General features: G+C 58.0%; 34 protein-coding genes. 27 read left to right on the forward strand and 7 right to left on the reverse strand.

Annotated elements, in window-relative coordinates; translation table 11 throughout:
* The first annotated feature begins 71 nt into the window (after nt 1–71).
* From AB4Y43_RS01365 to AB4Y43_RS01425, 13 genes are all read left to right on the forward strand, one after another.
* Nucleotides 72–581 carry a hypothetical protein gene (locus tag AB4Y43_RS01365; protein ID WP_368726827.1) on the forward strand — a complete coding sequence of 170 codons (510 nt, stop codon included), beginning with the start codon at nt 72–74 and terminating at the stop codon, nt 579–581.
* Nucleotides 581–1,054 carry a hypothetical protein gene (locus AB4Y43_RS01370; protein WP_368726828.1) on the forward strand — a complete coding sequence of 158 codons (474 nt, stop codon included), beginning with the start codon at nt 581–583 and terminating at the stop codon, nt 1,052–1,054. Before AB4Y43_RS01365 ends, AB4Y43_RS01370 begins: the two co-directional genes overlap by 1 nt.
* Nucleotides 1,051–1,539, forward strand: coding sequence for a hypothetical protein (locus AB4Y43_RS01375; RefSeq protein ID WP_368726829.1), 489 nt, complete (start codon nt 1,051–1,053; stop codon nt 1,537–1,539). Before AB4Y43_RS01370 ends, AB4Y43_RS01375 begins: the two co-directional genes overlap by 4 nt.
* Nucleotide 1,540: 1 nt before the next feature.
* Nucleotides 1,541–2,467, forward strand: coding sequence for a hypothetical protein (locus AB4Y43_RS01380; RefSeq protein WP_368726830.1), 927 nt, complete (start codon nt 1,541–1,543; stop codon nt 2,465–2,467).
* Between the two features lie 65 nt (nt 2,468–2,532).
* Entirely contained in the window at nt 2,533–2,907 is a 375-nt protein-coding gene (locus AB4Y43_RS01385) for a hypothetical protein (RefSeq protein WP_368726831.1), read from the forward strand.
* Between the two features lie 9 nt (nt 2,908–2,916).
* Nucleotides 2,917–4,296 carry a hypothetical protein gene (locus AB4Y43_RS01390; protein ID WP_368726832.1) on the forward strand — a complete coding sequence of 460 codons (1,380 nt, stop codon included), beginning with the start codon at nt 2,917–2,919 and terminating at the stop codon, nt 4,294–4,296.
* 10 nt (nt 4,297–4,306) lie between these two features.
* Nucleotides 4,307–4,756 (forward strand): hypothetical protein, encoded by a 450-nt coding sequence (locus AB4Y43_RS01395; protein WP_368726833.1) that lies wholly within the window; start codon nt 4,307–4,309, stop codon nt 4,754–4,756.
* A gap of 42 nt (nt 4,757–4,798) precedes the next feature.
* Complete coding sequence (locus tag AB4Y43_RS01400) at nt 4,799–5,353, forward strand: hypothetical protein (protein WP_368726834.1); 555 nt, start codon at nt 4,799–4,801, stop codon at nt 5,351–5,353.
* Between the two features lie 124 nt (nt 5,354–5,477).
* Nucleotides 5,478–7,334, forward strand: a complete 1,857-nt coding sequence (locus tag AB4Y43_RS01405; RefSeq protein ID WP_368726835.1) for a lytic transglycosylase domain-containing protein — start codon at nt 5,478–5,480, stop codon at nt 7,332–7,334.
* A complete protein-coding gene (locus AB4Y43_RS01410; protein ID WP_368726836.1) occupies nt 7,334–8,074 on the forward strand; it encodes a hypothetical protein in 741 nt (246 codons plus the stop codon). The genes AB4Y43_RS01405 and AB4Y43_RS01410 overlap by 1 nt, the downstream gene beginning before the upstream one ends.
* On the forward strand, nt 8,071–8,340 hold the full coding sequence (locus AB4Y43_RS01415) for a hypothetical protein (protein WP_368726837.1): 270 nt from the start codon (nt 8,071–8,073) through the stop codon (nt 8,338–8,340). Before AB4Y43_RS01410 ends, AB4Y43_RS01415 begins: the two co-directional genes overlap by 4 nt.
* Nucleotides 8,341–9,330: a hypothetical protein gene (locus tag AB4Y43_RS01420; RefSeq protein WP_368726838.1), complete on the forward strand. Its 990-nt coding sequence runs from the start codon at nt 8,341–8,343 to the stop codon at nt 9,328–9,330.
* Nucleotides 9,290–10,003: a hypothetical protein gene (locus AB4Y43_RS01425; protein WP_368726839.1), complete on the forward strand. Its 714-nt coding sequence runs from the start codon at nt 9,290–9,292 to the stop codon at nt 10,001–10,003. The genes AB4Y43_RS01420 and AB4Y43_RS01425 overlap by 41 nt, the downstream gene beginning before the upstream one ends.
* A gap of 346 nt (nt 10,004–10,349) precedes the next feature.
* On the opposite strand, the gene AB4Y43_RS01430 is transcribed toward AB4Y43_RS01425, so the two are convergent.
* Both AB4Y43_RS01430 and AB4Y43_RS01435 read right to left on the reverse strand, forming a co-directional pair.
* The gene (locus tag AB4Y43_RS01430) at nt 10,350–10,658 is read right to left on the reverse strand and encodes a hypothetical protein (RefSeq protein ID WP_368726840.1); all 309 of its coding nucleotides are present in this window, start codon (nt 10,656–10,658) and stop codon (nt 10,350–10,352) included.
* Nucleotides 10,655–11,173 (reverse strand): helix-turn-helix domain-containing protein, encoded by a 519-nt coding sequence (locus AB4Y43_RS01435; protein WP_368726841.1) that lies wholly within the window; start codon nt 11,171–11,173, stop codon nt 10,655–10,657. Before AB4Y43_RS01435 ends, AB4Y43_RS01430 begins: the two co-directional genes overlap by 4 nt.
* Nucleotides 11,174–11,210: 37 nt before the next feature.
* On the opposite strand from AB4Y43_RS01435, the gene AB4Y43_RS01440 reads away from it, so the two are divergent.
* The 3 genes from AB4Y43_RS01440 (at nt 11,211) to AB4Y43_RS01450 (ending at nt 14,813) form a co-directional block, all read left to right on the forward strand.
* Nucleotides 11,211–12,635 carry a baseplate J/gp47 family protein gene (locus AB4Y43_RS01440; protein WP_368726842.1) on the forward strand — a complete coding sequence of 475 codons (1,425 nt, stop codon included), beginning with the start codon at nt 11,211–11,213 and terminating at the stop codon, nt 12,633–12,635.
* A 3-nt stretch (nt 12,636–12,638) separates the two neighbouring features.
* Nucleotides 12,639–13,346 carry a hypothetical protein gene (locus tag AB4Y43_RS01445; RefSeq protein ID WP_368726843.1) on the forward strand — a complete coding sequence of 236 codons (708 nt, stop codon included), beginning with the start codon at nt 12,639–12,641 and terminating at the stop codon, nt 13,344–13,346.
* Between the two features lie 192 nt (nt 13,347–13,538).
* Nucleotides 13,539–14,813: a hypothetical protein gene (locus tag AB4Y43_RS01450; protein WP_368726844.1), complete on the forward strand. Its 1,275-nt coding sequence runs from the start codon at nt 13,539–13,541 to the stop codon at nt 14,811–14,813.
* Between the two features lie 199 nt (nt 14,814–15,012).
* Here AB4Y43_RS01450 and AB4Y43_RS01455 read toward each other — a convergent pair whose 3' ends face one another.
* From AB4Y43_RS01455 to AB4Y43_RS01470, 4 genes are all read right to left on the reverse strand, one after another.
* The gene (locus tag AB4Y43_RS01455; protein WP_368726845.1) at nt 15,013–15,729 is read right to left on the reverse strand and encodes a class I SAM-dependent methyltransferase; all 717 of its coding nucleotides are present in this window, start codon (nt 15,727–15,729) and stop codon (nt 15,013–15,015) included.
* A gap of 225 nt (nt 15,730–15,954) precedes the next feature.
* Nucleotides 15,955–16,650, reverse strand: coding sequence for a hypothetical protein (locus AB4Y43_RS01460; protein WP_368726846.1), 696 nt, complete (start codon nt 16,648–16,650; stop codon nt 15,955–15,957).
* A gap of 4 nt (nt 16,651–16,654) precedes the next feature.
* On the reverse strand, nt 16,655–17,296 hold the full coding sequence (locus AB4Y43_RS01465) for an SGNH/GDSL hydrolase family protein (RefSeq protein ID WP_368726847.1): 642 nt from the start codon (nt 17,294–17,296) through the stop codon (nt 16,655–16,657).
* 221 nt (nt 17,297–17,517) lie between these two features.
* Nucleotides 17,518–17,802, reverse strand: coding sequence for an XRE family transcriptional regulator (locus AB4Y43_RS01470; protein ID WP_368726848.1), 285 nt, complete (start codon nt 17,800–17,802; stop codon nt 17,518–17,520).
* Between AB4Y43_RS01470 and AB4Y43_RS01475 the strand changes: the two genes are divergently transcribed.
* Genes AB4Y43_RS01475 through AB4Y43_RS01495 form a run of 5 tightly spaced genes read left to right on the forward strand, consistent with a single transcriptional unit; the run spans nt 17,801 to nt 20,045 of the window.
* Nucleotides 17,801–18,244: a hypothetical protein gene (locus tag AB4Y43_RS01475; protein WP_368726849.1), complete on the forward strand. Its 444-nt coding sequence runs from the start codon at nt 17,801–17,803 to the stop codon at nt 18,242–18,244. The genes AB4Y43_RS01470 and AB4Y43_RS01475 overlap by 2 nt on opposite strands.
* Entirely contained in the window at nt 18,241–18,594 is a 354-nt protein-coding gene (locus tag AB4Y43_RS01480; RefSeq protein WP_368726850.1) for a hypothetical protein, read from the forward strand. The genes AB4Y43_RS01475 and AB4Y43_RS01480 overlap by 4 nt, the downstream gene beginning before the upstream one ends.
* 10 nt (nt 18,595–18,604) lie before the next feature.
* Nucleotides 18,605–19,192: a glycoside hydrolase family 19 protein gene (locus tag AB4Y43_RS01485; protein ID WP_368726851.1), complete on the forward strand. Its 588-nt coding sequence runs from the start codon at nt 18,605–18,607 to the stop codon at nt 19,190–19,192.
* 58 nt (nt 19,193–19,250) lie between these two features.
* Nucleotides 19,251–19,607, forward strand: a complete 357-nt coding sequence (locus tag AB4Y43_RS01490; RefSeq protein ID WP_368726852.1) for an HNH endonuclease — start codon at nt 19,251–19,253, stop codon at nt 19,605–19,607.
* 3 nt (nt 19,608–19,610) lie between these two features.
* The gene (locus AB4Y43_RS01495) at nt 19,611–20,045 is read left to right on the forward strand and encodes a hypothetical protein (RefSeq protein WP_368726853.1); all 435 of its coding nucleotides are present in this window, start codon (nt 19,611–19,613) and stop codon (nt 20,043–20,045) included.
* Nucleotides 20,046–20,766: 721 nt separating this feature from the next.
* On the opposite strand, the gene AB4Y43_RS01500 is transcribed toward AB4Y43_RS01495, so the two are convergent.
* Complete coding sequence (locus tag AB4Y43_RS01500) at nt 20,767–21,156, reverse strand: hypothetical protein (RefSeq protein WP_368726854.1); 390 nt, start codon at nt 21,154–21,156, stop codon at nt 20,767–20,769.
* Between AB4Y43_RS01500 and AB4Y43_RS01505 the strand changes: the two genes are divergently transcribed.
* The 6 genes from AB4Y43_RS01505 to AB4Y43_RS01530 all read left to right on the forward strand — a co-directional run bounded on the left by AB4Y43_RS01505 (nt 21,155) and on the right by AB4Y43_RS01530 (nt 23,774).
* Nucleotides 21,155–21,856 (forward strand): hypothetical protein, encoded by a 702-nt coding sequence (locus AB4Y43_RS01505; RefSeq protein ID WP_368726855.1) that lies wholly within the window; start codon nt 21,155–21,157, stop codon nt 21,854–21,856. The two genes, AB4Y43_RS01500 and AB4Y43_RS01505, sit on opposite strands and share 2 nt — an antisense overlap.
* A gap of 8 nt (nt 21,857–21,864) precedes the next feature.
* Nucleotides 21,865–22,485 (forward strand): hypothetical protein, encoded by a 621-nt coding sequence (locus AB4Y43_RS01510; RefSeq protein WP_368726856.1) that lies wholly within the window; start codon nt 21,865–21,867, stop codon nt 22,483–22,485.
* A gap of 2 nt (nt 22,486–22,487) precedes the next feature.
* Nucleotides 22,488–22,775, forward strand: coding sequence for a hypothetical protein (locus tag AB4Y43_RS01515; RefSeq protein ID WP_368726857.1), 288 nt, complete (start codon nt 22,488–22,490; stop codon nt 22,773–22,775).
* A 40-nt stretch (nt 22,776–22,815) separates the two neighbouring features.
* Nucleotides 22,816–23,124, forward strand: coding sequence for a hypothetical protein (locus tag AB4Y43_RS01520; RefSeq protein ID WP_368726858.1), 309 nt, complete (start codon nt 22,816–22,818; stop codon nt 23,122–23,124).
* A gap of 99 nt (nt 23,125–23,223) precedes the next feature.
* On the forward strand, nt 23,224–23,472 hold the full coding sequence (locus AB4Y43_RS01525) for a hypothetical protein (protein WP_368726859.1): 249 nt from the start codon (nt 23,224–23,226) through the stop codon (nt 23,470–23,472).
* Nucleotides 23,469–23,774: a hypothetical protein gene (locus AB4Y43_RS01530; RefSeq protein ID WP_368726860.1), complete on the forward strand. Its 306-nt coding sequence runs from the start codon at nt 23,469–23,471 to the stop codon at nt 23,772–23,774. The genes AB4Y43_RS01525 and AB4Y43_RS01530 overlap by 4 nt, the downstream gene beginning before the upstream one ends.

A 23,774-nucleotide genomic window follows, 5' to 3' on the forward strand; every position in this document is an offset into this window, starting at 1 on the left:
GTTGCCGCAGCCTTTAAACAGGGAAATAAGGGCCTCCACGCGAGGCCCTTTCTTTTTACAGGGAAACCAGAATGTCCAAACTCTACGTCGCAAATTGCACCCGCCAACGCCACGAATTCATGTACCGTGCGCCGGAGCAGAAGAATCCGGTAGTTCAGGTAATCGAAATCGGCCAGCAGATCATGGTGTGGAAGGATGCGGCGAAGGAAGATCTTGGTCTCATCGTTGAGCAGCATCAGCATTACGGTTTGATCTCGGTGGCCGATATCGACCGCTCGAAGTTTTTCGTCGGCATGTGCTACCAGTTCGACAAGCCGATCGACGTGAACAAGATCATGTACACGGTCGAGAACAACGATACGGTGCTCGAGGAGCGCGCGCTGGAGGCCCGCAAGCAGGCCGCTCAGGTCATCAGTCACTCGCTGAACCAGGTGGCGCAGGATGCCGGCAATGCGTTGGGCAGTGTAGACGTCGAGATCAAGGAACTCGCGCAACCGGGTAAGGAAGCGAATTTCGCCGAGACGATCACGGTGAAAAACGATCACGGTCAGCGCGGTGGCGGACGCCGTAGGGGCAACTGATGACCGTCAACGTCACCGACTACACGACGTTCATTCAGCAGACGATGGGGATTCCTACGTCAGCATTGCCGACGAATTCCCCATTCATCCTGCAGACACTGGCGCTCGCGCAAGAGATCGTCAACCCGGCGCTGCAGAACATCAGCCTGCCTGGAGGATCGAATCTCGGCTACACGGGCCCAGGAATCTATGAGCTCGCCGTCTATAACCTGGGCGGCGACATGCTGATCAACTTCGCGGCCGATCAGCCCGGGCAGGTATTTTTCCAGAACGCGCGCGCGAGCTACGGCATCAATTCGTTCAAAGCTGGTGTAATCGGATCGAGCGCAGACGCAACGACTTCGGAATCGATGGTTGTTCCGGAGGCGATGAAGAACCTGACGCTTCAGAACTTGCAGAACCTCAAGACGCCATACGGCCGGCAATATCTTTACTTCGCGCAGGCATTCGGAACTCTCTGGGGATTGTCATGAAACTCGTGCTCGGTGTCATCGATATCCCCTATCAGAACCCGCCGAGCCAAAAGAAGATCCCGCAGGCGAAGAAGGGAAAAGCCAACAAGCCCGTCCATGTCGTCAATCCCACAGAGCAGACGACAGGCGACGTGGCGACGTGGCTTGAGAACAAGTATCAGGTTATGGAGCGCTTCGTCGACCTGCACCAAAAAGACATCAATCAGGCGATCGAGAAGTCGGTTTCCGGGGCTCTGGAAAGCTTGATGATGGGCGCGCCGGCCTCGTTCAATCCATTCGGTGCGGCTGCCAGCGAGATCGAGACCCTGTTCAAGTTCACCTATCTGGACAAGGAAGAAATCGTCAAGACTGGCGCAGCAGGCGTGCCAACTGAGGCTGCGCTGAAGGGCGTGAATCATCGCCTGAAAAAAGGTAAAGGTGCCAGCCGCCCATCATTCATCGATACGGGTCAGTACGAGTCAACAATGAAGGTTTGGACGGAATAAGATGCCGAGCATCACAGAAACCTCCGCTGCGCCAAGCGAACTTGCGGCAGGACTGGCAGCGGGTATTGACACGATCTCGTCCGGCCAGACCATCCAGTTCGTGCAATATCAGCAATTAGTGCTTCCGCTGGATGGCTACATCTTCTGGGTCAACACTGGCGCGCAGATCTCGGTGGCCGGCTCTCTCCACCAGTCAATCGAAGAGCGCCAGAACGAAGACGAGACGATCTCAATCAACCGGATAGTGTTCACGTCTGAGCAGCAGGTTGAGGAGTTCAATCAGGTTTCTCCGACGACGATTTTCATCGGCAATTTCAACGGCGAACTGTTCTCGTTCAGTCGCCGAGACGCGTTCTATCAGCAGGCCGGGTTGTTTCACTACACCGGAGACGCTGTTTATCCTGCGATGGCGTCGCAGCTGATCAATAGCGCCTCCAACATCGATCCGACGAAAGTCATCGTCTCAAATAGCCTGCCGGTTTGGATGACGCTGACGAAATACATGCCGATGTATCCGTCCTTTGCGTTGCCGTCTGACATAGCCCCGCCCTATGCGTCGGTCCATATCGAACCTGACGACACGGAGGCCATTGGGGCTGCGCCAGCATTTGACAGCGCCATGACCCATACCCAGCTCACTCGAGACAGGGTTCGAATCACGATATACGGCCTGAACAACCAGCAGGCGCTGGATTTTCAGGACTACGTTTTCACGTACATCACGAACAACGACAACATCATCGGCCTGATGAACGCGCCGATCATCCGCGATGAAAAGCGCACTCAGGCAGAACTGGGTGTAATCGCGATGAAAAAGCGTTTCGACATCGAAGTCAGCTACTACCAGACCCGCGTCAACACACTGGCTCGGCAGTTCATCACGAACGCTTTGGCTCAATTTTTCATACAGCCAGCAACATTCCCTTAAACGGCTGTACCGAGCAAACCCCCTCACCCGCCTTGAGCGGGTTTTTTTATTTCAGGAACCCAATCATGCCTCAAGGCGCTCTTCAAGCAAACGTAGCAACCAATCCCAACAACGCGCGCGCTCCGCTTACGACGGATGCGTCGGGCAACCTGCTTATCGGCAATGGCTCGCTGAACAAGCTTAATGTGACGGCGGCCACGGTCATCAAGGCGGCCCCCGGCCGGGTCTGCAAAATCACCGTCAACACGGTCCCGACTTCCAGCGCTGTATCGGTCAACGATGTGACGACGACTGGCGGCGCGGCCGCATCGAATCTCGTTCTCTCGGTTGCCTCGGCGCAATTGACGGCTGGCCAGATCATCAATCTCGACTTCCCCTGCACGGCCGGAATCGTCGTGAACCCGGGTACGAGCGGCGTGGTTTCGGTGTCGTTCGACTAAGGATAAGCAATGGCCAATCAGATTGTGACGGTCAACGTCACTCAAAGCATTGCGCCGGCTCCGAGTACGCTCCAGCAGACCGGCGTCATCATTTCGCAAGGCGGCACGACCCTCACCACCAACGGCGTCGCGCTCCTGACTCAGCTGTCGAGCATCACGTCGATTCTGGCAGGTGCTCAGGCCATCACGTCGATGGCGTGGGCGAGCAACCTTGTGACGGTCACGACCACAAGCCCGCATGGCTACCCGAACGGCGATCAGCTCCTCCTAACTATTGCTGGCGTGACTCCGGCAGGCTACAACGGCACGTTCACGGCGACCATTACCGGCGCCAATACGTTCACCTATCCGTTGGCGTCCAGCCCCGGAACGGTGACGGTGCAAGGCACAGTGACCGACGCCGACGTTGCTGAGCTTAACTCGCAGAACACTACGTTCTTCGCGCAAGGCTCTCAGGTCCCGGTGACCGTGCTTGAGCTGGGTCCCGGTACGCCGGCTCAGGGCGTCACGGCGCTAACGGCCTATATGGCCGCCAACCCGCTTCAGTTCTATTCGTATCTGGTTCCGCGCGAATGGGCTAGCGAGCCGACGTTCCCGGCGCTGATTGCGAGCTACGAGTCGACGACCGCGAAACAGTATTTCTTCGTGACTGTCACTCAGGCGAACTACACGAACTTCACCGCTTTGATGAAGAACGTGTACATGGCGATCGAGGCTCCCTCTATCCCGTCGTCTGAATTCAGCCTTGCTGCGACGTTCTACAACACGCTGAAGTACAGCCCGAGCTCGACCACCCCGGTTGCTCCGTTGTGCTTCCAGTACGTAGTGGGCGTCACGCCGTATCCGACCCAAGGCAATTCGTCGCTGCTGCAAACCTTCCGCACCAACAACGTCAACTACGTTGCGACCGGGGCCGAGGGTGGGATCAGCAACACGATGATCAAGTGGGGGACGATGTGCGATGGCAATCCGTTCAACTATTGGTATTCGGTTGACTGGATGCAGATCAACGTTGATCTGAACATTGCCAACGAGATCATCAACGGCTCGAACAACTCGATTGCGCCGCTCTACTACGATCAGCCGGGCGTTGATCGCCTGCAGATCCGTTCGCAGAGCACCGCAACGCAAGCGGTCAATAGTGGCTTGGCGCTGGGTCCGGTGACGGCTACCGCCCTTAGCCCGCAAGCGTTCGTCCAACTGCTTACGGGTGGCAACGCCCCAATCGGCGTGCTCGTCAATGCCGTGCCGTTCATCACGTATGTCACGCAGAACCCGAACGACTTTCCGCTGGGCAAGTACAGCGGCCTGTCGATCGCTTACACGCCGGCACGCGGATTCACGACGATCATCTTCAACATCAACGTGTCGAACTTCGTTCCGATCTAAGGGATAACAAATGCCAACTTCAAATCCCATGATCCCGCAAGGGACTCTTAATCGGCTGCGGGGTAGCGTCAAGTATGTCAGCAATCCCGCCCTGAACGTCACGGCCTCGTATGTCGTGAAAGACGGGATTGAGATTGCGCTCGAGGGTGAAGCCACCACGGTTATTCCGACGATGGTCGGTGTGGTGACGAGCCCCGAGCCGTACATGATCGCGGCAGTGACGATCAACATCCTGAAGACGAACGGCCTTGCGGCAACTTACAAGGCCCAGATGGAGAACACGACCGTCATCGGCGACATGGTGATCACTCCGGATACATCGGCTCTACCGACCTACTACATCAACAACGCATCCATCGTTGATGTGCGCCCGATGAAGATCAACGGCGAAGAGGCGGGCTGGACGATCACGCTCCGCGGCTACTACATCGTGAACAACGCGATGTGGTCTCTGCTGTAACCGCATTTAGCACAGGGAAAATAAATGCGCCTTGATAAAAAAATGAATCTGATCATCCCGGTAGAAACTGAAACCGGGATGATCTACGTGCACTCGACTCCGATTTCGCGGGATGTGTTTGAGGCGAACATCTTCATCATCTCGAAGACGCTTAGCGTGCTATACGAAGACGGCTTGACCGCATTCGCCGGCCCGCGCGTTGCAGCGACGATGATGAAAAACATCGCCATCGAGCGCGGTATCTGGGAGGGGCCTAACGGCGTGGAAAACGTCCTAATGAACGAAATCAGGCGCCTGACGAACGTGGTTCTCCCGGCAGAGCGAGGTTGGACGACGATGCTCTATGAGGACGCCGTTCGCAACGAAGCAATCGATGCGGACACGGTTTCCGAAGTCGAGGGCCAAATCGTTTTTTTTACATGCGTCTCGTGGATGCACAAGGCGAAGGAAGTCAAGGGCCTTCTTCAAGGCGTGAACGAGATCTGGGAATCGCAAAACACGTTGCTCAACTCTACGGAGTGGGCGAACTCATTGCCGACATCGACGCCGGGCGAGAGTTCTGGCGAGACGGCGACAGCCTTGTCCATTCCGCATTGAGCTGGATTTCCGGGTCCGGGTTCGAAACGTTCTTCTCGCAATACAACTACCCGTATGAATCGGCGCACGAATTCAGGCAGCGCCATCTCATCGCCGCGATTAAGCAACAAAGAGGAACGCTCTGATGTCTGGCACTCGTGCAATTGTTACGATCGACGTCCGTGACCAGGCGTGGAAGGAATTCCAGAAGAGCTTCCAGAAGTACCAGGAAGCCGTTGCGCATAGTGGTACGGCATGGTCCAAAGTGCAGGCGAGTTTTGCGGCCCACAAGAAACAACTTGCCTCCATGCCGGCGACGTGGGGATCGATCGGCAAGGCGATGAACGCAGCGGTTCAGCCATTCGTCAGGATCGCTGCATCGGTGTCGGTGATGAATTCGCGTCTCAAAGACGCGCCGACGTTCATGGGCAAAATGCGCGTCATCGCTCAGTCGGTGGTCGGAGTGGTCGACAAGATCGCCAAGGGCGCATTCTCGATCGCAAAGAATATCGGGAAAGCCACACTCTCTTTGCTCAAGTGGGGCGGCCTAGCGTCGATCTTCTCTGGATTGCTGGGAGGGGTGGGCCTGTTTGGTATTGACCGGCTCGCCAACTCGGCGTCTAACATCCGCCGCGAATCGCAGGGGCTGGGCGTTAGCCCGGGTGAGCTCCAAGCCGCTCGCATCAACTTTGGCAAGTTCACGGATGTCGATTCGACGCTCGAGAATGTCGCGAATGCCCGATCCGATGTTAGCAAGCGGTGGGTATTCTCGGCGCTCGGCGTCAATCCCGATCGGGGCAGCAATGTTGACGTCTTTGCAGACTCCCTGAAGGCCGCAAAGCATGCCTTTGAGCAATCTGGCATGACCCAGCAGGGCGCCGAGGCCCATGGCCTGACCGAATTGTTCAGCATGGACGATCTGCGTCGACTCCATGCCATGACGGACCAGGAAATCGATGATTCGGTACGAAAGCAGCAAGCCGACAAGCAAGCGCTCGACGTCAGCGATCAGACTTTGAGGGGCTGGCAGAGCCTGAAAATTCAACTCGACCGCGCCGGTACGCAGATTGAAAATGTCCTGATCACAAAACTATCCAGTCTTTCGGATCCCCTATCCTCCTTGTCTGGCGCGGTGGTTGACGCCATCACGATGTTCGCGAATGACAAGGATCTGCCCGGCTATATCCAGACTCTCGGCGACAAGATCAGGGAGTTTGCCACGTACCTCACATCCGATCAGTTCAAATCGGATATGGAGGACTTCGCGGAGAAGGTCAAAAAAGTCGCGTCTGGATTGGGAGATTTGTTCGACTGGATTTATAGCAAGCTCAAGTTCCTTGGAATTATCAAGGAGCCAACCGGAAGCACTCAACCAAACGCCACCGGTCAGACAGGTCAATCTAAGGAGGCGTCAGGGTGGGGATCCCTGACCCCAACATCGATAGACAATTTGGCGTGGAAGGTGCGGAATCTGGCCGACGATCAGCCGAACTACTTTCCGGATATCGAAAAGCGAAACAAACTTCCGGCCGGCTCTCTGGAGAAAATCCAGAGAATCGAGTTCTCGGGCAAGGATCTGTCAAAGGCGGTATCGCCCAAGGGAGCCAAAGGGCCATTCCAGATCATGGAGTCGACGGCAAAGCAATATGGCCTCGATGATCCGTTCAATCTCCATGATTCCGCTGAGACGGCGGGGAAGATTCTTGGCGACCTGATGAAGAAGTATAAGGGCGACTTCGAAAAGGCCGCGGCTGCATACAACTGGGGTGCGGGGAATGTGGACAAGGATCTGGCTACCAACGGTGACCAGTGGAAATCGCATCTCCCGAAGGAAACCCGCGACTATATCGCTATGGCGTCGCCTTCGAATTCTTCGACATCAACATCTGGCCCAGTTATGCCCGGTGGCTTTCACAATCGCGGGCTTCCTCCGGTCCTCATCGAAGTTCGCAATAACACGGGCGGCAGCGCCATCGTAACCACTAACGCATTGGCACAGTAATGTCGACGTTTGAACGCACGCTTTTCCAGCTTGGATACCAGATCAGCCCTGTGATCCTCACGGATGGTCTGGCGGCGTTCATCCCAGGCGGGATGCTGCCCATCGTGGCGCTGACTCAACCCGGCAGTTTTGCTCTCGGCCTGCTGCAGGGGAATGTTAGCCTGAATCTAGACTCGTTTTTTGCCCAGTTCAGACCTTTGCAGGGGACAACCCTCGTCAGCAACCAGATTGGCAAGTATCCCTTCGCCAATCAGGCGGTCGCGGCGAACGCGATCATTGCCCAGCCGCTCAATGTTTCCCTCCTGATGGCCTGCCCGGCCAATTCTCAGGGTGGGTACATCTCGAAGCTGATGACGATGAGTGCGCTTAAAACAGCGCTCGACGCGCATAACGCCGCGGGCGGTACATATACCGTCGCGACGCCATCGTACATCTACACTGGATGCATTCTCACAAGCTTGAGAGACGTCTCCTCGGGCGCGGGAAAGCAGGTTCAGACCGAATGGCAGTGGGACTTTGAGCGGCCACTTATATCCCAGTCCGGTGCCGCCCAGGCCCTTAACGGGTTAATGAACAAGATAGCGGGCGGACTTCCATTCAGCGGCGTCCCCGCATGGTCTGGCGTCGAGTCGACTATCGGCAATGTAGTGAGTGGTGCATCGAGTCTGACAAGTAGCCTGACGGGTGCCGTTGCCAGCGCGGTGCCGACGCCGACCAGCATCGTGACAGCCCTTCCATGACGACATACATCCCTTTCACGCCGTCGCCGTCATCGAACTTCGTTTTTCAGCCGACACTGGATGGACAGCAATACACCGCCATCATGACGTGGAACATGTTCGGGCAGCGGTACTACCTGAACCTCTACACATCGCAAAATGTGCTGGTGCTGTGTGTGCCGCTAATCGGATCACCCGATAACTACAGTATTTCAATGGTGTCGGGGAATTTCACATCGACCCTCGTGTACCGGGTCTCGAGCGCGCAGTTCGAAGTGAGTCCATGAATGCGCTACTACACCATTCAGATTTTGGATTCAACGAACGGTAACGTCGTCAAGCAGTTTTCGTCGATCGATCCGTTTAGTGGGTCGACGCTGCCCGGGGCTCTGAATATCGAGCTCGACATTCCGATCTACACCTATGATGCGCCGGCTGGCTATGCGTATGTCCGGGTGTGGGGAATCGCGCTGACGGACATCGGGCAGTCATCGAACTTCAACGGGAAGACGGTCAGGATATTTGCCGGCATGGCGAAGGGCCTGCCATTAGCCAATCCAGCGCAAGCCGGCCTGATCGCTCAGGGAAAAATATTCCAGGCCTTCGGCAACTGGCAGGGCGTCAACCAGACGCTTGACTTCGTGTTCTATGCGGACACTGGAAGCGCAGACGCGCCCCAGAATCTGGTGACCAACTGGACGGCCGGCATGCTGCTAAGCACGGCGATCTCCAACACTCTGCAAACAGCATTTCCGACATACAAGCAATCGATCAACATCAGCTCGAATCTGGTTTTGTCGCACGATGAGCCCGGGGTGTATCAATCCCTGGGCCAGTTCGCCAGCCACATCAATACGATCAGCAGGTCCATCGTTGGCGGATCGTACAGCGGCGTTCGGATGCTGATCCGGGATAACACGTTTCTGGTGTATGACGGCACGACGCCGACGACGCCGAAACCGATCGTCTTCACAGACATCATCGGTCAGCCGGTCTGGAAGGATCTCGCGACAATTGGAATCTACTGCGTTCTGAGGTCTGACATTCAGGTGGGAGACTATATTTCCCTCCCCCAATCTCAGGTGACAACAACGGCGCAGTCCTATTCTGCGTTTCGGAATAGCCTGGTGTTTCAGGGATCCTTCCTTGTCACGCGCGTACGGCACGTAGGGAATTTTCGCGACCCAGACGCCGCATCGTGGGTGACTGTAATCGACGCAACGTCAGTGCAAACCGATGGATCATCTCAGAATTCCGCTGGCGCCAGCGCTCAATGAGTTCGCTGCAAAGTCTATCAATGACGCGTTTCAGATGACTGGCAAGGGCCTGCCCTGCTCCGTCGTGTCGGTTTCCGGGGCGATCATCACCGTCAAGTTCGAAGTCAACAGCCAATTCACGCTGCCGAACGTAACGGTGCCCCTCTTTGGCCCGGAGTACATCCGCTACCCGATTCAGAAGGGCGACAAGGGAGCGGTAGTCCCGTTCGATGCCTACCTGGGCGGGATGAGTGGGCTGGGCGGAGGGGTTGCGGATCTGACGCAGCGAGCCAATCTGTCAACACTCGTGTTCCTGCCGATCGGGAACAAGCTGTGGACCTCGGTTGATCCGAACGCAGTCACGATCTACGGACCGAACGGAGTCGTCCTGCGCGACACCGGAAGCAATTCGATCATCACGCTCACCCCATCGAGTATCGCCATCGTAGCGCCGAATCAGATCCAGCTAAAGACGGGTTCAACGACGATGACACTGACGCCGACCGGATGGAGCATTACCGGCTCCAATGGGTCGTTGTCTGATGGCTCGCATACGACGTCAGTATCGCTGATGAATTCGACGTGGGCCGCTTTGCTTGCGTGGCTGGACGGCCATGAGCACAGCAACGGAAACGGCGGGGCTAACACTGGCGTCCCAACGACGTCGGCGCCAACTGGAAATATTGCCCCATGAGCAATCTCCGAACGTACGGGCGCGTATATAACCCCGATGGCACTTACAAGTGGGTTGAGGTGACGACGGATGCGAGCGGGCAAAACGACGCCGTTTATATCACAACGCTTATCCAGTGCCTAAAGCTAAACCTAGGTGAGTCTCCGTTCTTCTCTAATTACGGGATCCCCGCACATCCCTCCGTGGTAACCCAGGTATTCCCGGATTTTTACGTCAATCAGACGCAACAACAGTTCGCGCCGTACTTTGCCTCGCTTACTATCACTAAGGTCAATTCTGCGACACCGACGTACAACATCCAGGCTATCACGCACAATGGCGCAACGATCTCGGCGAGCATCCCGGTTTAGGGGATGGAAAGTCCCGGTGGCGGGGTTCTGACAAAGCATGTCTGAAAAAGAGTATCGATCAGATAGTCGGCACTCCAATCCGGGTGTTGGTAAACCCATCCAGCCATATCGAGATAGAAGTCTTTTATCTCCGTCTGCTGCCCTGGTGCAGATTCGATCGAATCCCTGACGATCTCATAAGACGTTCCGCTATCGCGCGCCTTCACAAATGATGAAATGGCGCGCGGGCCGTGCTTGCATACATCGACTGCGGCGGAAGCGTTGATGGAGATGGAGAGCAGGAGTGCGAACAGCAGTGATTTCATGGTGGCTTGTCGGTTAGTTTCGAGGCATTGAATGCTATCGAACGCGCTACCGCCTCGACGTTGCGCGCCGTGTTCTCTGAAGTCCTGTGAACCACGCCGCAGTCGGGGCACGTCCATTCGGGTGTCCGCGGTATCTGCTCGAGAAAGTATCCGCAGTCGTGACATCGATTGGCGGTCGGATAATCGCGGCTCTCGGACAGGTTTGGCTCCGGTGCTTCCATGCCCCTGAACCTCGGATAGTGCGCCTCTCTAACATAGAACGCGCGGAAATCCTCTTCCAGATCGCGCAGCGCTTCGTCGAGTGACTTCGGCGGAGCCTCGGCAAGAAACCGATATTCCCTCAGCCCCGAAATGACCGTGAGAGCGCTGACCGTCTCCGGGTAGCCAATTCTGGTCTGCCTGAAGTACCACGTGTCGGATCTCAGCCGAAGCATGTAGTTGTAGACAAAACGCACGCACGCGGCCACGCGAGTAAGCGTAACGCGCTGCTCAGGGTGGACGCGCACCGTTCTCATTTCCTAAAGCTCGGGGAGGAATTCCCCAGTTTATCCCATGACCGACATCGTGACCGTGCCGCCGCTGACCATGACGTCGGCGGGGCCGCAGCCGCAATCTCCGACTTCTCTAAACGCGCAACTGATCGCGCTGGCCACCCAACTATCGCCCGGCCTGACGGCAGACCTCCCCGGCTCGCTCATCGAGGATATCTCGAGCACGGACACGGCCGCACTGGCGATGATCGATCAGGCTCGCGCCGATCTGATCAATTCCCTCAGTCCGTTCGCCGCCAATCCGTCGCTCCTGACGCAGCTTGGCGCGATCTATGGCGTTCAACAGGGCGTCGGTTCTAACACGTCGGTCTATGTCGTGTTCACCGGCCCGGCAGGATATGTCATCACGCAGGGTTTCACTGTGTCCGATGGCACAAACCAGTACATCGTTCAGGACGGCGGCATCATTGGCTCGGGCGGAACGTCGCTCCCGCTGTTCTGCGTGGCGGTTCTACCGGGGACGTGGGCCGTACCGCAGAACACGGTCAAGCAGCTCATCACCTCGGTTCCGTCGACCATTGCTCTGACGGTTAACAACCCGAACGCTGGCACGCCAGGCCTCGCATCGCAATCCGAGCAGGCATATCGCGCACAAGTATTGCAAGCCGGCCTGGCAACGTCTCAGGGCATGGCGACGCATCTGAAGACGTTGCTTCAAAACGTCTCGGGCGTGCAACCCAACCTGATTTCTGTCCAGCAGGGTGCGAGCGGTGGGTGGAGGGTCATTTGTGGCGGTGGCGACCCATACCAGACCGCCTATGCGATCTATTCGGCCCTGTTCGATATATCGACGCTGATCGGCTCGCAACTTGCCATCACGGGAATGACGAATGCCAATCCCGTTGTCATCTCGACAAACCTGAACCATGGCTATACCGCAGGCCAGACGGTCACGGTGACGGGCGCGACGCCGAGCGCATATAACGTGACCTATACGGTGGCGTCGGCCACGGCAACGACGATTACGACGACAACGAACGGCAGCGGATTCGGCGCATACGTGAGCGGCGCGACGCTCTCTCCGAATCCGCGGAACGTCACGGTCTCGATCAACGATTATCCGGACCAATATCAAGTCGTCTTCGTCAACCCTCCGCAGCAAACCGTGTCCATCACGGTGACGTGGAACACGATCTCGACCAACTTCATCTCGCCGGCCGCAATAGCCCAGCTTGCCCAGCAACCACTGGCTAACTACGTCAATGGCATTGCCGTGGGGCAGCCGATGAATCTGTTCGAGTTGCAGAACGTTTTCCAGAGCGCGGTATCGGCCGTGATTCCGCCCCAGCTACTGACGCGCATGGTGTTCCAGGTGATCATCAATGGAGTGATTGTCGCGCCAGGAACCGGGACCGGGGTCATCGCAGGCGACCCAGAATCGTATTTCTACACGACCACAGCCAATATCACGGTGAACCAGGGGTAAGGCATGCTGAACACGCTCATACCCAGCTACGCCTACGAAGAATACAACGACGACCAGGATATCCAGGCCTTCATCACGGCGTTCAACACGCTCGCGCAAGAGTACGTGAACTGGTTCAACCAGATTGGCCTTCCCATCTATACCGGAACGTTGATCGTCGGCGCACTGCTGGACTGGGTGGCTCAGGGTCTTTACGGCATTGTCCGCCCCTCGCTCCCGGGTGCTGGGCAAACGAGGATATTCGGCCCGCTCAACACCGTCGCGTTCAATACCCTTCCCCTCAACGGTCGTCAGGTTAAATCTTCGTCGACCTACTACCAGACGAACGACGACATCTTCAAGCGCGTCATCACATGGAACTTCTACAAGGGTGATGGGCAGGTCTTCAACATCCGATGGCTGAAACGGCGCGTGCTGCGTTTCCTCCTCGGCACGAATGGCACTGACCCCGGCATCAGTCAAACCAACCAGATTAGCGTGACGTTCGGCCTCAACAATCAGGTCAACATCAACATCCGACAGAACAACGACTCGCTCCAGAGCGGGGCAATGTTCAACCGGTTCGGCTTTAACCGATCGACGTTCAACGCCTACAAGGTTTCGACGGTTGGGCTCACGCCATTACCTAGCGCCCAGATTCTCGCCTCAGCCATCCAGTCCGGAGCGCTGCAGCTGCCATTCCAGTTCACCTACGTTGTCAACGTGATCTGACGCCCTCCTGAGTCCAATCAAGCCGCCCACTGAGGCGGCTTTTTTATTGCCTGAAACATGACGATCTTCCTCACTGCGAATAACGCGTCTACCACGCTTGCGGGCGCAATATCGGCGTCCGCCACAACGTGCGCACTCGCCCCCGGGACTGGCGCGAACTTCCCGAATCCCGGCGCAGGACAGCAATTCGCGATGACGTTTGTCGACGCAGCGACGGGCCTGAACAATGAGATCGTCTATGTGACGGGCCGCTCGGGCGACACGATCACGTCGATGGTGCGGGCGCAGGAAGGCACGACTGCCAAATCGTGGCTGGCCGGCGACCTAGCGAACAATTTCTACACGCAGGGACAGGATGCGGCTAAGGCTCAGATCCCGGGCGTCCAGAACAACTCGTACACGTATGCCGCCGACACGGGCGCAGCGAACGCGTATGCGGTAGCGCTTTCACCCGCCCCGACACTAGCCCAAGGCGCAATCGTCGGCTTCACGGCCGCCCACGCCAACACTGGTGCGTCGACGCTTGCAGTCAACGGCGGCACGGCTTACCCCATCTGGGGCTCCGCACACTCGGCCATCCAGGGTGGCGAAATCATCGCCAACGGGTATGTCGAGGTCGAATACAACCCGACATTGAACGGCGGGAACCCCGTCTACATCCTGCTCGAGAACACTGGGGGCGCCACACAGGTTTCCCCCGCCACTGCAAGCCAGCATGCGGTGCAGTTCGGCCAGGTAGCCGGCGTAGTCGGCTCCGTCCGCAACCTCGTGATGTCCGTCACCGCAGCCAGCGCAACGGCCACGCTCACGGCAGACGAAATCATCGTCGAGACTGCACTCGGCGGTCTGCGCTACTGCCTCCCCTCCTTCTCCAAAACCATCAACCTCGCTACTACTGGCGCAGGAGGGATGGATACGGGGACGGCTCCGGTATCGGGCTTCGTCGCGCTGTATGCGATCTATAACCCGACTACGGGGGCGAGTGCGTTGGTAGCGCAGAACGCATCGACGTTGCGCACTAACGTTTATTCCGGCGCGAATATGCCTGCCGGGTATACGGCGAGCGCCCTGCTTTCGGTCTGGCCTACGAACGGGAGTGGGCAGTTTGTGATTGGCATGCAGAGAGACCGTGATATTGGTATAGCAAATGTGGCAGTATTGGGCAGTTCATCGATTGTGAGCGGCGCATCACTGTCCTTGACCTCTAACATCCCCGTTAATGCGGTTACTGTATCGGGCAGCTTGTCAGTTAACTCCACGGCCCTTTCCAACATTACTCTAGCCGTCCTTGAATCTACTGTTGGTGTGGGCTACCAGCAGATAACTGGAACGGTTGCGGCTGGCACGGGCTTTGGTGGTACATTTAACCGTCTTAAACTATCTTCCGCTCAGACCATGGTCTATTCGACGGCCAGTTCTTCCGGTACGCCGACTTTCACAATCTTCGTTTCGGGCTATTCGATCTAATCATGGCGACCATTAACGTACAGTTTTCAGATAGCACGAAAACCGCGATTATTTCGTACTTCTCCAGTCCGCAACCTGCTGACTGGTATGCGAATCAAGGAACCATCGATACGTCCGATACGAAATGGCATACCTACTTCGCTGCGCAGCCATGGAGTGCGCAGCAGGGTCTTCCGGCGCCCGTGTAATCAATAGGACGTTATGTTTTTGGCTTAAACGTAAGTCCTATGCAGAGATTACACGACATGATCGGCAGCGGTATTGGGAAGTAGGAACTTGAGATAACCTCGAAATATGGATCGAGTTCCCCGAGAATTTCGCGGGGAACATTGATATGCTCCCGGCTGATAAACCAGTCGTAGGATTGCTTGTAGCGCTTCATGAATATTCGCTCGGCAGACACCTTGCGCGCCAAGCTGTAAGCTAGACTTCCCTCGCAAGGAATTACTACGGTAAGAATGCCTTTCTGCTTGTCGCAGAGGCGATGCAACTCGCGCACAGCGGCGGGAAGATTCGGAAGATGCTCAAGCACGTGGATCGCGAGGATTCGATCGAAGTAGCCATCGTCGAATGGCATGCGCTCCTGGCAGTCTGAAACGACGGCATTGATCTCCGAGAAGCGCTTCTTTAGCGCATCGACCATGTTCTGCCGGATATCGACCGCGTAGTACCCATTCTTCTGTTCTTGCGTCAGCGTCTCGTAAGTCAGGTGCTCGCCGTCTCCGCAACCGATCTCCAGCGTTCTCATGAATCCAGCCGGTGCATTCTTCACGGGGTAGCCGTGATTGAACTTGTTCACGACGCCATAGCGCGCCGGCAACACCTCATGCCAATATTTCATGAAATCGTCGCTGATTCGCCTCTGCTCAGGAGATAGCGGCGGGAAAACCTTCGGCCATTTGTTGTCCTGTTTCATGTCTTAATGCATCAGTGCTTTCACCAGCGATTGACGGGCGCGAGAATCGGGCAGCAGTACAAGCGCGACCGATCCGAGCATTATAGAAATGCCGGCAACGCACGCACATGCAAACCCGCATGTGAACTCAAGCTTATGGACGAACTGACGTAAAGCTTTCATAGAATCTCCTTGGCGGCTATCGGCGTGAGTGTATCAAACCCGCCCATGGTCGAGCGCGGCACCTCAAAACCTATACGTCACCATCATCGTCTGCACGTCATCCCACAAGGGCGGCGTGTTGCCCTCATTACGGCTTGTAAAGTAGTAGCGGTATGAGAACGTAAATCGCTCATACGACACGTCCAAGCCGACAGCCGGCGCGAAACTGATTCCGTGCGCAGATTCCAGGTGCACCGGAACCGGTCGCGGATCGCCGAAGTTGCCAGCCCAGCCGGAGACGTTCTCGACCCATGTCTTTCTGTAACCGAGCACGCCAGCCGCAGCGCCGAACTTCCAGCCGCCGTATTTGAGGTACGGTTCGAGCATGAGTGAGACGCCCATCGCGTGCCCCGAACCGTAATAGCTTTCGGTGGTCGCACCCTTTCGCACCTGGTGCGTCGACGGATTGTAATCCGCATCCGAGATTGTGCACTGGCACGACGCCGAGACGCCCCCGAAGTAGTTCAGGTCCGCGTGCCAGTCGACGCCCCAATTAGCACGATCGATGACATTTCCCGTCAGGCCGATCATCAGCGCAGGGGCATGCGATACAACGTGATTGTCTAGCGCCCCGTCCTGAAACCACTTGCCTTCGGTAAGGGTGTAGTAAGTTGCTCCGGCACCCGCTTCGATCTCGAAGAAACTCTGCGCCGAAGCATTCTGAATCGCCAGGACGAGCGCCGCCCCCGCGACCGCGGTCGCGATATTTATCGTGCGCATGGAATTACCCCTTGATTAGGTTCCGGACAAGCGGCGCGATCACCGCGAGTTCTTGCTGGGCCTTGATGGCGTCGATGTAGGCGTCAGGCACGGTGCATGAAGCATCCATATGCGCTTGCCATCCCTGGATGCTCGAGACGAAGGCGAATTGTTGGATGACAGGCACGCCAAGCGCCTTCCCTGCCGCATCGATGGCAGATGAGTAATCCGCGAGGCGCGGATGGTCCGTATCACAGGTTGGTGATGGCTCTTCTAGGACAACCGTGCGGCCGGCGCTTTGGGCTGTCTGGATGGCCTGAGTGAGATAGCCGCCGAAGTCTGAGGGTGTCTCACCGCCGTATTGATCGTTGATCGCGTATGAGATGACGACGATTGATGCTGGGTTGGCCGTGAGTCGTTGCGCGAACGGAGCCCCGCCCCCGTCCATCCCATCCAACAGATTCGCCAAGCTCGATGCTCGGCCGCCAGTAGCGAGGTCCGAGACCTGAATCCCGGTGTCGGAAAGCTGCTTTTGCAACAACGCCTGGAGCGCTGCTGGCGCATTGGGTGTGATCGGCTGGGCCATCCCCATCGACGTGTAGCCGATGCCCATGGCCTGATCGTCACCGAAGACGGCAAGTTGAACGATGGGCGTGCTGGCCGGCACAGGAGCCACCGCCACCGGCTCAGAAGCCGCGGGCGATGACGCCGCTACCGGTTCCGATGCAGGAGTCGTCGGACCCGTTGCCGCTGGCTGACTCGCCACCGCATCCGATGCCGGCACAACGACTTGCGCGGATGACTTGGGGTTTGTGGCGATGACGTCAGGCGCTACGGTGGGCTTCTCGCCACCACCGCAAGCAGCGAGACACGCCGAGAAAGCACCAATTACTCCTGCTCGCCACCATCCGCCGAAAGATCGACCGACGCTCCGACCTTGCGCATGCGCTCTAGCACGCGCTCGACACTCTCTTCGCCCAGCTCGAGCCGCGCCATCGCGAAGAAGAGCATGTGCATGCCCATGTCCCGATGATTCCCCTCGACGTCGGATGAGTACCGGCGCCATGCCCGACCAGTCGAAAGGCCAAACAGCTTCGCCATCTCGGAACTGGTCTTGCCGAGTTCGTTCTTCAGCCTGTCCAGGGCCTCCGCTGATGGAGGTTCGTAACGCATGGCGAGGTCCAAGAGCGCGAGCAAGCGCGCGAAAAAAGGTTTTCACGATGGGTTCCTTTCGGAGTGTCGGACCGCGCACGATGCGAAGCCCAGTGATTTAATGATAGGGCCAACGGGTACGTTGGTCAAGCACAAACAAACCTGCCCGCCCGCGCGGGCTTTTTCTTTTCAGCCCATGACCAACGACCGCATCCACGCGCTTGAAGAGCGCATGAACAGCATTGAAACCTCACTGGCCGACAACACAGCGGCAACGTTGCGCGTCGAATCGAATACGAAAGAACTGGTTGAGCTGCTGAAGCTCGCCAAGTCTGGCGTTGGCTTCTTCACGGCGACAGGGCGCGTGCTGAGAAAGATGGTGGTGTGGTTCGGCCCGTTCATCGCGTTTGCGGCTGCGGTATGGGCGCTGGCGCATGGCAAGTGGCCGGGGAGCGCGTCGTGAAACAGATTCAATGGTTGGATGACGTCGAGGCTCATGACTACGACGCGGCCTACTCGTATTTGAATCTCGCCTTTGATGACGAGTTTTGCGCCGCAGTGGTCAAGAAACTGCGGGCCGCCCCGATCACGCGCACCAAGGCGAAAGACATCATCCGCATGTCTGGCGACGTGCCGCTGACAGCCAAGGATCACGCGGTGGCGCATGACCTTGAAAAGATGGACAAGGGAACGCCCATGTCTCCGATCCTACTCCTGCGAGGACGGCCAGTAATTATTGCGGACGGATGGCACCGCTGTTGTGGCGTCCTGATCCGCGACCCGAACGCCTGGATTCCACATAAGATCGTTTGAAGGAGTTGACATGGAGTTGACCGCATCCATCGTGAGCGCTGGGTGTGGCGCTCCAATTGCTCGAGCGATGCAATGGCTAGCCCCGATCCAGTCGGCATGCAATGCCTACCAGATCGATACGCCGCTTCGCGTGGCGGCATTCCTGGCTGAGATTGGCGTCGAATCTGGGCGTCTAGTCTTCACCGCCGAGCTGTGGGGCCCGACGCTAGCCCAGCAGGAATACGACCCGCCATCAGTGAAGGCTAAGGGCCTCGGCAATACCGATCCGGGCGACGGTTTCAAATACCGCGGGCGCGGCCTCATCCAGATCACCGGAAAGGCCAACTACGCCATCTGCGGCCTCGCGCTCAATCTCCCGCTGATCGACCATCCTGAATTGCTTCAACAGCCCGACAACGCCGCCCTTTCCGCCGCGTGGTTCTGGTCGAACAACAAGCTGAATCAGTGGGCCGATGCCGGCAACTTCCTGGCCGTCTCGCGTGCCATCAACCTAGGCAATCCCCATTCGACCGGAACGCCGCTGCAGTACTCGCAACGCCTGGCTCTGTACGGAGCGGCGAAAAAGGCGCTCGGCTTGGCTAATTCGCTACAGCAATAATCCGCAGAAATCGGTATCACTGATATTCACTAGCCCGCACTCGCGGGCTTTTTCTTTTATGCCCATCGTTCGCCATCTCATTGATGCTGCCCAAGGCAAGCATCCGATCACCGCTGCGCGTTCGTCGCATTGGCCGAAGGTTCGCGAAGAGTATTTGAAGCTGCACCCGGCGTGCGAATTGTGCGGCGGCAACGACACCCTGACCGTACACCACGTGCGCCCTTTCCATCTGCACCCCGATCTCGAGTTAGACCCCGCGAATTTGATCGTCTTGTGCGAGGCGAAGAAAGGCGGCGTGAACTGCCATCTTTTTGCCGGTCACCTCGGGAATTTCCGCAGCTTCAACGTCGACGTTCGCACTGATGCCGCCGAATGGTCTGCAAAGATCAAGAATCGCCCTCTTGCTGATACCTGACACATGACCTGGCTCGGCATATACACCGTCTACGGAGACCTCCCCGTCACGTACACCGCTGCGCAGATTGAGGGTGTCTCAGCCGGCGTTGTCCAGCTCGCCATGCAGGACGCGGGATATAGCGGCGACTCTATCGTTACATCGATCTCGGTTGATCCGACATCGAGCGTGGCCAATCCGCAGGTTCCCGGCCTTCAGCTATGCAAGTGTTCACTGCAGGTCGCGTTTCCCGATGGCGTCGATCCGGTCTCGACGGAAATGCTCATCGCGTCCGGGTTGGCCTACTACTCGCACGGTATGGGGTTGCCGGGCAATGTCGTTCTGACGCTGGAATCAACGTCGCCCAATACATCGCTTGGCACGCCCACGACGCCGATGTTCCCGCTGATGGCAGCAGCCATTCACGAGTCGTCCTCCCTGTCGGCTAGCCTGCTATGACGATAGCGATTATCACGTCAGGTACGTCGTGGTCGCTTCCCGCTGGCAATACGATCACGCTCCTCGAAACGTGGGGGCCGGGCGCGAATGGCGGAACCGCGAGCAACCGCAGCGGCAGCACTCCGGCTGCTGGTGCAGGTTCGGGCGGCTATTCATCCGAGTCTCGTTCTAGCGTTCTTGCGAGTCTAAGCGGGACATTCAATGTCTCAATTCCCGCCGGTGGATCGCAGTCACCCTGCTATTTCGGCGGCACATCGCTCGCAACCTCGTATTGCGGCGCGAACGGCGCGACCAATGTCGCCAACGATGCACCCACAGGTGGTGCGGGCGCTTCGACTACTGGTGCCGTTGGAGAAATCCTCCGCGCAGGCTCCGCTGGTGGTAACTCATACAGTGGCGGCAATGGTGGTGGCGGGGCTGGCGCTCCTGGCCCGGACGGACTTGGAGCGGTCGGGACGAATGCCACAAGTTCGCTTGGCGGCACTGGCGGCACTGGCGATAACTCTCTCGGGGGTGCGGGTGGCGCAGGCAGCAACGGCAGTGGCACTGGCAATGGCTCGGTAGGTACGTCAGCAGCAAACGGCGGAGGTGGCGGAGGTGGCGGCGATGATGGCGGCACTGCGAGTCTAGGCGGCAACGCTGGGCTTCCTGGCGCTGGCGGAGGTGGCGCGGGTGGCGGCGGTGCTGGCGGCACCGGCGGCGGGGCTCAAATCCGCATCACCTATTCGGCCTCGACTGGTTCGACATTCGCCGGCCCGCTATCTGAAACCGAAACGCTCAGTGCATCTCTGACTACTTCGGTCACGGGCGCGGCTGCTCTGGCGGAAACTGGTTCGCTTAGCGCGGCGTTGACGACCTCGGTCCAACTCGCCGCCGCTTTGACCGAATCCAAGTCAGTCACTTCAGCACTGACGACGGGCGTCAATGCTTCGGCGTCGTTAGTTGAAAGCGGCGCAGTCTCAGGCGCTCTGACGACGTCGGTCCTGATGTCTGCCTCGCTCGCCGAGGTCGGGTCCGTTAGCGGGTCATTCGCAGCCAACGCGGCTTCGTTCTCGGCTGCGTTGGCCGAGTCCGGCTCGACATCGGCAAGCCTGACGACCGCTGTCAACATGGCGGCCTCTCTGGCTGAGACTGAATCTGTCACATCGTCTCTCTCGACTTCAGTGCTGCTCAATGCGGCATTGGCGGAAAGCGGAACCGTCACAGGCTCGCTGCCGACGTCTTCGATGTTTGCGGCGCTGGTCGAGTCGGGTACGTCTCAAGCGGCGCTTACGACGGGCATCAGGCTAGTGGCCGCGGCGAACGAATCATCGTTCCTGACGCCGAGCCTGACGACGCAAGTCAACCTTGTTTCCGGTCTCGTTGAATCCGGTTCGGTATCCGCAGGGCTTCAGACGGTCGTTCAACTATCGGCCAGCGTTTCTGAGAATGGCGCCGTCGTTGCCGGCCTGACGACGAGCATCCGGCTTTCCGCATCACTCGCTGAAACGGAAGTGCTTTCCGCGTCATTCCCGGCGACTCTCGCCGCTGCGCTCACCGAACAAGGGTCGCTGTCCGCAGCGCTTTCTGCCGCCATCAATCCGATCGCTGCAGCACTTGTTGGGTCGGCAACGTTCCGCGCGTCGTTCCTCTCGTTTAACCCAGTCAACCCAATCACATTCACCGTCCAGGCGGAGAGTCGGAAATACAGGGTCACGGTCGAGCCGTGGACATTCAAGGTCGCATCTGAATCGCGAGTTTTCAAGGTCGTACTTGAGTCGCGAATCCTAAAAGTCGCATCTGAATCGCGGACCCTAAAGGTTGCCGCTTAAGGAAAACAATGGCCTCTTTCACGAACTACGCGCAGAACAAGATCCTCGACAACCTGTTTCGCGGCCAGACCAACAGCTTGCCGGCGACGTTTTATGTGGCGCTGATCGCACCGACCAAAGGTTATTGGGCAGCATCAACCGCTTATAGCTCGGGCGATACGGTCATCCCGACTGGTGGCAATGGCAGGCTCTATAAGTGTACGGTTGCTGGCACCTCCAGCTCGTCTGCGCCGACGTGGCCCACCACGGCAGGCGGCACCGTGACCGATGGTGGCGTGACGTGGACGGAACAGACGACCGCGATGAATGGCGGTACGTTCCCCGAAGCGGCCTATACCGGCTACGCGCGTGTGTCGGTTGCTTCGTCGCTGGCTAACTGGTCGGGCACTCAGGGCGCAGGTACGACCGTCGCATCGAGCGGATCGTCGGGGCTCGTTAGCAACAACAACGCAATCACGTTTGGCGCCCCGACGAGCGGCCCAACGATCGTGTTCGGCGTAATGCTCACGGATGCTTCGACATCGGGTAATGGCTGGTCGTTTTCTGCACTTTCGACGCCCAAGACACTCAACAGCGGGGATGCGGCTCCGTCCTTCCCCGCTGCAGCCCTTTCGCAAGCGCTGAGCTAATCATGGCGCTCCTGTCGCAGACCATCCCCAACAAAGATCCGCTCAGCACGCTCGATTACGCGTTCGATTGGTCGGCGTGGCTGGCGACGAACGAAACCATCTCCACCGCAACGATCAACGTTCCGACCGGCATCACGCTCGCACAAGGCGCAAGCATCAACGCAGGCGTCGTGACGTTCTGGCTCTCGGGCGGCACGACATTCAATTCGTACCTCATAGAGTGCGAAATCCAAACCAATCAAGGCCGCACTGACAGCCGGAGTTTCCAACTGCAGTGCATGAGCCGATAAGAAAGACCTCGGGGTCAATCTCAATTCTCTGGAGCAAATTTTGGCAACTGTCATCGTCACCCTCGACGTTCAAGGCACCACCGCAGTAACCGCACCCGCTGGCACTACGCTCGGCGGCCTCAGCGTCAGCATTTCCGGCAATCCCGTTCCTGCTCAAGTCGTCACCACCGCTCCGTGGTCGGTGTCGTTCGCCAACGTTCCGGCCGGCACGTACAGCGCCTCGGTCCAGGGTATCGATGCGAATGGCAAGCCGCTCGGCGCTTCGGTCTCGTCGGCGCAATTCACTGTCGAGCCCGATGTCTCGATTGACATCCCGAACGTGGTCAGCGTGGCCGTTCAGGTGCAGTGATGAAGTGGCTGACGTGGTTCTGCCGGCGCAAGACCGTTCGTCTCGCCGTTCCGCACGTGCGGGCGTTCCACGTCCGCATTATCCATAAGTGAGGCAACTATGAACCTCTCTCCTACCGTTCAAAAACTGCTCGTTGGCGCCGTTCTGTTTGGCGCATGGTCCGCGCTCGTGTTCATGGGCAAGGTCGCGCCGACAGATTACGTCGAGAACATCAAGATCCTTCTCGGCGGCCTCGGTCTGTATCACGTGACCACTGGCCCCGCGCGTGCCGCACAGAAGGCTGCCGCAGATGCTGTCGCTCAAGCTGCTTCCAACGCTCCTGCGCCTACGCAGGTTGTGAACGAATGATCCGCGCCACCCTGCTCTGCCTCGCCTTGAGCGGATGCGCGGGCAGCGCGACATTCGATGTCCGCCCATTCCGCGACGAGGCCGGGCAGATGGTCTGTTGCGCCTTCCATGCTCTCGACTGGCGCGACATCGGCTCACTGACTGTCGACGCCAACAAGTCCGCTGACGGCTCGATCGTCGTCCACTACACCGCAACCGCCATCGGTGCGACTGCTCCGATAACCGCTCAATCCCAATCTGTTTCTGCCGTGGCGGGTGCCGTTTCCTCGGCTGCTGCTGCCGCAATCAAACTCGCTCCCTGA

Origin of the sequence: Paraburkholderia sp. BR10872 (assembly GCF_040965835.1) — a bacterium.
Lineage (GTDB): Bacteria > Pseudomonadota > Gammaproteobacteria > Burkholderiales > Burkholderiaceae > Paraburkholderia > Paraburkholderia nodosa_A.

Bases quoted from the DNA above. Each gene is read 5' to 3' on its own strand.
- AB4Y43_RS01365 (WP_368726827.1), top strand. From the start codon at position 72: ATGTCCAAACTCTACGTCGCAAATTGCACCCGCCAACGCCACGAATTC.
- AB4Y43_RS01370 (WP_368726828.1), top strand. From the start codon at position 581: ATGACCGTCAACGTCACCGACTACACGACGTTCATTCAGCAGACGATG.
- AB4Y43_RS01375 (WP_368726829.1), top strand. From the start codon at position 1,051: ATGAAACTCGTGCTCGGTGTCATCGATATCCCCTATCAGAACCCGCCG.
- AB4Y43_RS01380 (WP_368726830.1), top strand. From the start codon at position 1,541: ATGCCGAGCATCACAGAAACCTCCGCTGCGCCAAGCGAACTTGCGGCA.
- AB4Y43_RS01385 (WP_368726831.1), top strand. From the start codon at position 2,533: ATGCCTCAAGGCGCTCTTCAAGCAAACGTAGCAACCAATCCCAACAAC.
- AB4Y43_RS01390 (WP_368726832.1), top strand. From the start codon at position 2,917: ATGGCCAATCAGATTGTGACGGTCAACGTCACTCAAAGCATTGCGCCG.
- AB4Y43_RS01395 (WP_368726833.1), top strand. From the start codon at position 4,307: ATGCCAACTTCAAATCCCATGATCCCGCAAGGGACTCTTAATCGGCTG.
- AB4Y43_RS01400 (WP_368726834.1), top strand. From the start codon at position 4,799: ATGAATCTGATCATCCCGGTAGAAACTGAAACCGGGATGATCTACGTG.
- AB4Y43_RS01405 (WP_368726835.1), top strand. From the start codon at position 5,478: ATGTCTGGCACTCGTGCAATTGTTACGATCGACGTCCGTGACCAGGCG.
- AB4Y43_RS01410 (WP_368726836.1), top strand. From the start codon at position 7,334: ATGTCGACGTTTGAACGCACGCTTTTCCAGCTTGGATACCAGATCAGC.
- AB4Y43_RS01415 (WP_368726837.1), top strand. From the start codon at position 8,071: ATGACGACATACATCCCTTTCACGCCGTCGCCGTCATCGAACTTCGTT.
- AB4Y43_RS01420 (WP_368726838.1), top strand. From the start codon at position 8,341: ATGCGCTACTACACCATTCAGATTTTGGATTCAACGAACGGTAACGTC.
- AB4Y43_RS01425 (WP_368726839.1), top strand. From the start codon at position 9,290: ATGGATCATCTCAGAATTCCGCTGGCGCCAGCGCTCAATGAGTTCGCT.
- AB4Y43_RS01430 (WP_368726840.1), bottom strand. From the start codon at position 10,658: ATGAAATCACTGCTGTTCGCACTCCTGCTCTCCATCTCCATCAACGCT.
- AB4Y43_RS01435 (WP_368726841.1), bottom strand. From the start codon at position 11,173: ATGAGAACGGTGCGCGTCCACCCTGAGCAGCGCGTTACGCTTACTCGC.
- AB4Y43_RS01440 (WP_368726842.1), top strand. From the start codon at position 11,211: ATGACCGACATCGTGACCGTGCCGCCGCTGACCATGACGTCGGCGGGG.
- AB4Y43_RS01445 (WP_368726843.1), top strand. From the start codon at position 12,639: ATGCTGAACACGCTCATACCCAGCTACGCCTACGAAGAATACAACGAC.
- AB4Y43_RS01450 (WP_368726844.1), top strand. From the start codon at position 13,539: ATGACGTTTGTCGACGCAGCGACGGGCCTGAACAATGAGATCGTCTAT.
- AB4Y43_RS01455 (WP_368726845.1), bottom strand. From the start codon at position 15,729: ATGAAACAGGACAACAAATGGCCGAAGGTTTTCCCGCCGCTATCTCCT.
- AB4Y43_RS01460 (WP_368726846.1), bottom strand. From the start codon at position 16,650: ATGCGCACGATAAATATCGCGACCGCGGTCGCGGGGGCGGCGCTCGTC.
- AB4Y43_RS01475 (WP_368726849.1), top strand. From the start codon at position 17,801: ATGGCGAGGTCCAAGAGCGCGAGCAAGCGCGCGAAAAAAGGTTTTCAC.
- AB4Y43_RS01470 (WP_368726848.1), bottom strand. From the start codon at position 17,802: ATGCGTTACGAACCTCCATCAGCGGAGGCCCTGGACAGGCTGAAGAAC.
- AB4Y43_RS01485 (WP_368726851.1), top strand. From the start codon at position 18,605: ATGGAGTTGACCGCATCCATCGTGAGCGCTGGGTGTGGCGCTCCAATT.
- AB4Y43_RS01490 (WP_368726852.1), top strand. From the start codon at position 19,251: ATGCCCATCGTTCGCCATCTCATTGATGCTGCCCAAGGCAAGCATCCG.
- AB4Y43_RS01495 (WP_368726853.1), top strand. From the start codon at position 19,611: ATGACCTGGCTCGGCATATACACCGTCTACGGAGACCTCCCCGTCACG.
- AB4Y43_RS01505 (WP_368726855.1), top strand. From the start codon at position 21,155: ATGGCGGCCTCTCTGGCTGAGACTGAATCTGTCACATCGTCTCTCTCG.
- AB4Y43_RS01500 (WP_368726854.1), bottom strand. From the start codon at position 21,156: ATGTTGACAGCGGTCGTCAGGCTTGCCGATGTCGAGCCGGACTCGGCC.
- AB4Y43_RS01510 (WP_368726856.1), top strand. From the start codon at position 21,865: ATGGCCTCTTTCACGAACTACGCGCAGAACAAGATCCTCGACAACCTG.
- AB4Y43_RS01515 (WP_368726857.1), top strand. From the start codon at position 22,488: ATGGCGCTCCTGTCGCAGACCATCCCCAACAAAGATCCGCTCAGCACG.
- AB4Y43_RS01525 (WP_368726859.1), top strand. From the start codon at position 23,224: ATGAACCTCTCTCCTACCGTTCAAAAACTGCTCGTTGGCGCCGTTCTG.
- AB4Y43_RS01530 (WP_368726860.1), top strand. From the start codon at position 23,469: ATGATCCGCGCCACCCTGCTCTGCCTCGCCTTGAGCGGATGCGCGGGC.